The organism is Achromobacter sp. NPDC058515 (assembly GCF_042721735.1).
GTDB lineage: Bacteria > Pseudomonadota > Gammaproteobacteria > Burkholderiales > Burkholderiaceae_B > Achromobacter.
This window is the reverse complement of sequence record NZ_JBHXNI010000015.1, coordinates 64,625-71,687: the sequence shown is the minus strand read 5'-3', so window position 1 is coordinate 71,687 and position 7,063 is coordinate 64,625. Positions and strand designations below refer to the sequence as shown.

Below are 7,063 nucleotides of genomic sequence, written 5' to 3'. Positions count from 1 at the left end.
CGCCTCGGCCTTGCCCGAGAAGGTCGGCCGGCTGTCGTCGGTCGTGTCGCCGTTGTTGATCGGGCCCTTGACCGGACCGAAGTCGTCGGCCAGCGCCTGGTCGCTCGCGTTGCCGGGCCTGGTGATGTCCAGCACGATGGCGTACGGGCCCGTCTCGGGGCTGGAGTTGCCGGCGCCGTTGGTCGCCATGGCGGTCAGCTCGTTCAGCCCTTCGTCCAGGTCGGCGGCCAATGTGATTACCCACTGGCCGTTGGCGTCGGTCTCGGCCGAGCCGACTTCCTCGCCGTTGCTGTAGAGGGTGATCGTGGTGCCGACCTCGGCCGTGCCGCGCACCACCGGACGGGCATCGTCCGTGCGGTCGTTCTTTTGCAGCGGGCCTTGGTAATCGCCCACGTCGTCGGTCACGCCGGTGATGGCGGGCACCGCCGGCGCATCGCCGATGATGAGGGTGAAATCGAAGGCGTCTGACGGAGTGCTAACGTTGCCTGCGGGATCGGTCGACCTGGCCATCAGGCTATGCGAGCCAGGGAGCAAGGCATCGGACCGCACTTCCCAGTTGCCCTGGTTGTCGGCCACGGTCTGGCCGACCAGATTGCCGTTGTCATACAGCTTGACGGTCGAGCCAGCCTCGGCGCGGCCGCGCACGACCGGACGCGGGTCGTCGATGGCGGCGCCCGGCTGTACCTCGCCCTTGATGTCGCCCTCGTTGTCGTACACGCCGTCGATGCTCGGACGGTTCGGGGCGAGGGTGTCGATGGTGAAGGCCCATTCTTCCGACGGCTTGGACGACTGGCCGGCGGGAGTCTTCACGATCACCGAGAAACCGTGGTCGCCTTCCAGCATGGCTGCAGGCGTGTACACCCACTTGCCGTTCTCGTTGACGACGACCTCTGCGATGGCGTTGCCCTTGTCCCGGATGATGATGGTGTCGCCGGCCCTGCCGTTGCCGCTCAGCGTGGGCGTCGTGTCGTCGGTGACGCCGCCACGCGGAATGCTCCCCTGGATATCGCCTACGTCGTCAATGATGTTCTCGAGGACGCCATCCTTGCCCAGGTCCGGCGTTTCAGGAATGCGCGAATCCACCTCCACGACCCACGGCTCGGAAGGCGTGGACGCGTTGCCGGCCGGGTCGGTAAGAACGACCGTGATCACGTGCGACCCGTTGCCCAGATCCGTGTCGGGCGTAAAGATCCAGTTGCCGTTTTCATCGACCACGGTTTCACCGATGGTCCTGCCGTTGTCGAGGATGGCGACCGTGGCGCCGGGTTCTCCCGGACCCGTGATGGTGGGACGCTGGTCATCGGTGATGCCGCCGTTCTCGATCGGCCCCTGGAACGCGCCCACATCGTCGGTCATGCCGCCGATGAGGGGCCGCGCGGGGGGAACCGTGTCGACCTCGAATTCGAAGCCGCCAGAGGGCGGGCTGGTATTGCCGCCCGGAGTCCGCTCGACCATGGTGATGTTGTGGGAGCCGTCGGTCAGCGGCGGCTGGGGCGTGAACGACCATGAACCGTCCGGGTCGACGACGACCTGGCCGATCTCTACACCCTTGTCCAGGATGATGATGGTGTTGCCCGGCGCCTGTCCCTTGCCCATGAACGTGGGCGTGGCATCGTCAGTGACGCCGCCCGGCGCAATGGGGCCTTGGGTCGGGCCAAAGTCGTCGATGGCCTGCTCCAGCACCGGCGTAGCGATCACCGGCGCGCCTTCCTCGCCACCGCCATTGCCCAGCGCCGCAGCCGCGGCTCCCGCCGCGCCCGCAGCCAGCGCGGCGCCAGCGAGCCAGGGGGCAAAAAAGAACGCGGGGGTCAGCCCGTCGCCAAACCCGATGAGTTCCGCGCCGCCCAGCGCCAACGCGGAGCTCTGGCCATCCTGCAGCACGGCGACAGCATCGTCTTCATCGGCGTCGGACGAGACGTAGTCATAGTAGGAGCCGTTCTCCGCCATGCCCACCAGTTCGCCCTGCTGGCTGAAAAACCCCTCGACGATGACTTGGGGCTCCTCCAGCTCGGTGCCTTCCAGGCTGATATGCAAGTCGTCGCCGACGCGCTTGACCGTGACGTTCTCGGGCGCAAACCCCGTTTCCTTGTCAGCCAGCACAAACTTGCCGTTCGGCGCGGCCTTGATCCTCAGCGGCGCACCGCGCTCCGTTTGGCGAAGATCCGCTTCCTGAAGAATTTTATTGTCTTGAACAACCAGGATCTTGACTGGCTTGCTTGTCATCTTATTTCCTTTCACTTGCTTGCTATAAGCATTTAGCTGTTTGTTTGCGCCACGCGTCGAGCATTGCTATTGCGGAGTGCGCCATGAGTGAATGCACAAGGTTTCGCCGCGACGAACCGGATGGATCGTTGGCGTGGCTGAAGGCCGCAACGGGTGTTTTGACGAGGCTCAGCCGCTAGAATCCTTGACGAGCATATCCATCAAGGTAGGGGAAGTCTCTTTGACAAGTACGATTTGAACGGCGCGGGAATTTGTCTTGGCGCGGTGTTTTTCTGATGAACGCCTCGCTGATCCAACTGCGCCTGAAGGGCTTGAATAAGCGTGGATCAGATACTCGGAAGGCAGCAGCGATGCAATGCCCGCGAACGCGCGAGCGGCAACCTATCGCTCACAGGCCAGGCCAGGCTGGCCGATTGCTTGCGGCGAGGTCGGTCTCGTAGGCATAGCGGAAAAGATCCGCATCGCGCGCGATGCCCAGCTTGCGCATGGCGCTGCTTTTCTGGCTGCTGATCGTCTGTTTCGCGCGATGCAGCTGGCCGGCAATCTCATTAATGGACATGCCGGATGTATATAGCCGGATAACCTCGAACTCACGCGTCGTGAGGCCTGGAGGCGATGCATTTTCGCGCGCCTGAAAACGATCCGAATCCGCATAGGCCGCGTGAATCGCCGAGATGAGATAAGTCATGTGAGCGGTCTTGCTCAGCGCGGATTTGACCCCCAGCTTTCCGAGTTCCCGTTCCAGGCCAGGATTGTCAAGATTGGTAAAGACGACGATCTTGAGGGCCGGGTAGTTGCGCCGAACATACGAAATCAGCGCCAGGCCGTCGCCTAGTTTTCCACGCGGCAATTTGTAGTCTGTGACCAAAACATCGAACGTGGCGCGCTGCAGTTGGTCGATCAATGCGTCTACATCATGCGCCGTGCCCAGCACGTCCAGCGTGGGCAACACGCTCAATTCATGCCTTACGCCGGCAAGCAGGGCAGGATGAGCGTCGGCAAGGAGCAGGCGTATTTTCATGGCGCTTGAATGGGGATATGGAAAATATCAGTTCGTGGGAATCGCACAATTTGAGGATTAAATGTTCTTGAAAATTAGTATTAGTCCGAAAGCATGGGGAAAAAACTAATAAAAATACGAATTTAAATCCCAGAATTCCGGAGCGCGCAGCGCGCGGCCATAATCGCCCTGTTTCCATTTCAGCCCGGGGCCGCTTGCGGTCGTTCGTGCGCGGCCATGCCGGATTCTCAACATAAAGTCCTGTTTCGCTTCCGCCGCTATCAGCGACTCCTGATACTTGGCGGGGGAGTGCTCACGACGTTCATGATTCTTCTTGCGTTCGTGGCGGAGATGCACGTGACGGTGCGCAAGCATTTCGAGGCGGTGGGACAGGTGTACGACTCGGACCGCAATCTGGTCCTGAGCGAAATGCATGCGCGCGAAAGCGCTTTTCGCAATGCAATGATTGGAGCCGAGTCGATCTGGCGAGAAGAGCAGGCGTGCGATTGGACCGACGCCGAGCAATACCAGCAGGATCGGGAACTCCTGCTGCAGCCGTCGTCCGCGTTCTTGCCGCAATGGGTGTTCGGCGCCGGGGAGCATGGGCCCGAGGACGGCGAGCTTCGCTTTCTCTGCCTGGCGATCCAGTGGGGACGCACGGCGCGAGTGGATGCGATGGCGCCTCGCAAGGATTTTCCCGCGTACCTGTACAGCCTTCAACACGACATCGCCGGCGTGATTCCGGCGCCGGCGCAGGCGCAGCGGACGCCATTGAAAGCCAGGCGCGACTTCTACATAAGCGCCATCAAGCAAAGGGTCGACCATCGCCTTCTGCAGGCAAGCGCGGAACGAATCGGCGAGCGTGCGCCGTTGTACTGGCTTGCGCCGAAGGCCGATCCCCTGACCGGAAAATCGTCGCTCGGGATAGCAGGCGCCATCGCGGACGACGGCGTGCCGTTCGCTGCCCTGGTCATGGAGCATGACCCCGAGTCGCTGGTCGAGCCGTTGACGGGCGCAGTAAGCGGCAATGGCGCCTACGTGGTGCTATCCCCGGAGGGCGAGATCATTGCCGCGACGAATCGCCGCGGCGACGCCCATGGGCACGGCGATGCGGCGTGGCTATGGGACATCGCGCACATCCCGGGGATGAATCGGGTCGAACGCTATCAAGGCGGCCACTTCGTCGTCGCGCAAAAACTCGGGGCGACCGGCTGGATCCTGGTCTATGTTCATCCCCTGAGCGATATCTGGGCTGCCGTGGGCCGGCAGGTCGGCGTGGGAACCGGGATGGTGCTGGCGACGCTGGCGCTGATCTGGTTCTTGCTGATCTACTTCAAGATCAAGGTGCTTCGTCCCTTGCTGGAAACATCGCGCAGGGTGTTCGAAAGCGAGCGCCTCAGCCGCGTGTTGATCGAGACGACGCCCGTCGGACTCGGGCTGATCGCCGTGGATACGTGCCAGCCGCTGCTGCGCAGCCCGTCGATGGCCGAGCTGGCGGACCGCATGGTCGCCGGGGCGCCTACCCTTGAAGAAGAGCTGGTGAAGCGCCACCAGCAGCGCTTGGCGCGCGGGGACACCTTCTGGCGGCGCGGCGCATTCCAGGAGGACTTGAGCGTTCAGTCCCATGACGGTTCGGTGGTGGACCTGTCGGTCAGTTCGGTGCGCGCGCGCTACCAGGGGCGCGATGTATTGATGACGGCGTTCTCCGACATCACGGCCAAGAAGCGCCTTGAGCACCAGTTGCGCGAAGCCAAGCAGGCGGCGGATTCCGCCAATGTGGCGAAGTCCGCGTTCCTGGCGGCGATCAGCCACGAGATACGCACCCCGCTCAATGCGATCCTCGGCAATCTGGAATTGCTGGCGCGGTCGCCCCTTAACGTTGCCCAGCGCGACCGCCTGGGCACCATCCGGACATCGTCGGACGGCCTGCTGGCGATCGTGAACGACGTGCTGGATTTTTCGAAGATCGAGGCCGGCGAGCTGAACCTGGAAGAAATCGAGTTCGATGTGCAGGAAGTGGCCGCGCGCGCATTGATGGTGTTTGCTCCGCTGGCGCGCGCCAAGGACCTGGCGTTGTCGGCGGAACTGGGCGAGGCCGCGCGCCAGCCCATGAAGGGAGACCCCACGCGGCTGGGACAACTCATCAACAACCTGCTGTCGAACGCGATCAAGTTCACCCAGTCCGGGCAGGTGGCCTTGCGGCTGGATGTCGACGAATCCGCGCGTCGCCTGCGCATTGAGGTCGAAGACTCCGGAATAGGCATGTCGCCCGACTACGTGTCGAGTTTGTTTCGCGCGTTCAGCCAGGCCGATGCAACGATCAACAGGCGCTATGGCGGAACCGGCCTGGGCCTGGCGCTGTGCTCGCGCCTTGCGCGAGCCATGAACGGCACGCTGACCGCATCCAGCGAACCCGGCAAGGGCAGCCGCTTTGTGCTTGAGCTGCCCATGGGCGAGTGCAAGGCAGGCAGGGACATGCCGCGCTTTGCCGGCGAAGAGGTGCTGCTGGTGGCGGAGCAAAGCGCCAGACAGGCCTATGTTCGCCGCGCCTTGCAGGCCTGGGGGCTGAAGGTGGATACCTATCGCCATCCGAAGCATATCGGCCTGGGAGCATTGCGCGGGGCGGCGGCGCTGATCATCTGGGGAGAACGGCGGACCTGGCATGCGGACGATGAGAACCATCTGCTGGAAGAGGCGTCATGGGTCGTCGATTGCGGCGTGGAAGGCCCGAGCCAGCTGGCGGTCGCCGGCCGGTTGCTGAGCGTTTCGGTGTACGGATTGAAGGGCTTGGCGACCGCGTTGCGCTATGCCCTGCAAGCGGAGCCGCTGCCGCGCAAGAGCGAGGAAAACACGATCCTGGCGTACCGTTTGCGCGTCCTGGTGGTCGAGGACAACGTCGCGAACCGCCATCTGTTCCAGGAACAACTGACGCTGCTGGGCTGCGAGGCGACGTTGGCCGAAGACGGCGAAGAGGCGCTGTCTTGCCTGGAGCACAACGAGTTCGACGTGATGCTGACGGATTTGTCCTTGCCCAAGATAGATGGCTATGAGCTGGCGCAACGCGCGCGCGAACGCCGGCCGGGCATGCCGATCATGGCGGTTACGGCTCACGTCACGCCGCAGGCGCAGGCGCGCTGCCAGGCGGTCGGAATGGCTGGCGTGCTGCACAAGCCCTTGCTGCTGGGAGACCTGGCGCAAGCCTTGTCGATGGCGGTAGGCGCGCCAGGCCTTGAACGCGCCGCGCCCGTGAAGGAAGGCCTGCTGGACGGCCGTGAACTGCCCGATGACGTGAAGGCCACCTTCAAGGTGTCGTGCCAGGCTTCGCTGCTCGCCATACGGCGGGCAATGCAAGGGGCCGATGTCGACAGCCTGTGCAGGCAGCTGCATATCCTGGCAGGAACGCTCGGCGTATTCCGCTTGCATGATATGGCGCAGCATTGCGCGGAAATCGAAGGCGCCCTGCTTCAGGCCGGGCTGCCGCCCAATGCCGAGCGCATCGAGACACTCTGCCGCCGGATATCGGAGATCGTCCTGCAACCCCCTCCGCATTCCCACAATTTCGATGAAGAGGCGGACGCGATTGCCGAATAGCCCTCTACGCCCCGCGCAAGATCGAATAGTCCGAGCGCTACGCAAGAACATTCGTTTTTGTCAGATGGTTCCTTGTCGCGGGCGTACGTAAGATCGTTGAGCTCACGTCTCTTTCTTGATCAGGTCCGGCTCGCCGTGCAATCGGAGAATCCGCCTCTTGCCCGCACGAGCCATTCGATCAAGGCACCCGGAGTTTCCTAGCTTGGACGGCCAGGCCGGTCCTTTTTGCATTTGTTCAAGATATCAAAG

General features: G+C 63.0%; 3 protein-coding genes. 1 reads left to right on the top strand and 2 read right to left on the bottom strand.

Annotation, left to right across the window (positions count from 1 at the left end; translation table 11 throughout):
• Both ACFWP0_RS23070 and ACFWP0_RS23065 read right to left on the bottom strand, forming a co-directional pair.
• Positions 1 to 2,223, bottom strand: a 2,223-nt coding sequence (locus ACFWP0_RS23070) for an Ig-like domain-containing protein (RefSeq protein ID WP_377846014.1), incomplete at its 3' end; no start/stop codon positions are given.
• A 388-nt stretch (positions 2,224 to 2,611) separates the two neighbouring features.
• Positions 2,612 to 3,244: a response regulator gene (locus tag ACFWP0_RS23065; protein ID WP_377846012.1), complete on the bottom strand. Its 633-nt coding sequence runs from the start codon at positions 3,242 to 3,244 to the stop codon at positions 2,612 to 2,614.
• A gap of 303 nt (positions 3,245 to 3,547) precedes the next feature.
• Between ACFWP0_RS23065 and ACFWP0_RS23060 the strand changes: the two genes are divergently transcribed.
• On the top strand, positions 3,548 to 6,814 hold the full coding sequence (locus tag ACFWP0_RS23060; protein ID WP_377846010.1) for an ATP-binding protein: 3,267 nt from the start codon (positions 3,548 to 3,550) through the stop codon (positions 6,812 to 6,814).
• Positions 6,815 to 7,063 lie beyond the last annotated feature (249 nt).

Coding starts and splice junctions, on each gene's coding strand:
- ACFWP0_RS23065 (WP_377846012.1), bottom strand. CDS start 3,244: ATGAAAATACGCCTGCTCCTTGCCGACGCTCATCCTGCCCTGCTTGCC.
- ACFWP0_RS23060 (WP_377846010.1), top strand. CDS start 3,548: ATGATTCTTCTTGCGTTCGTGGCGGAGATGCACGTGACGGTGCGCAAG.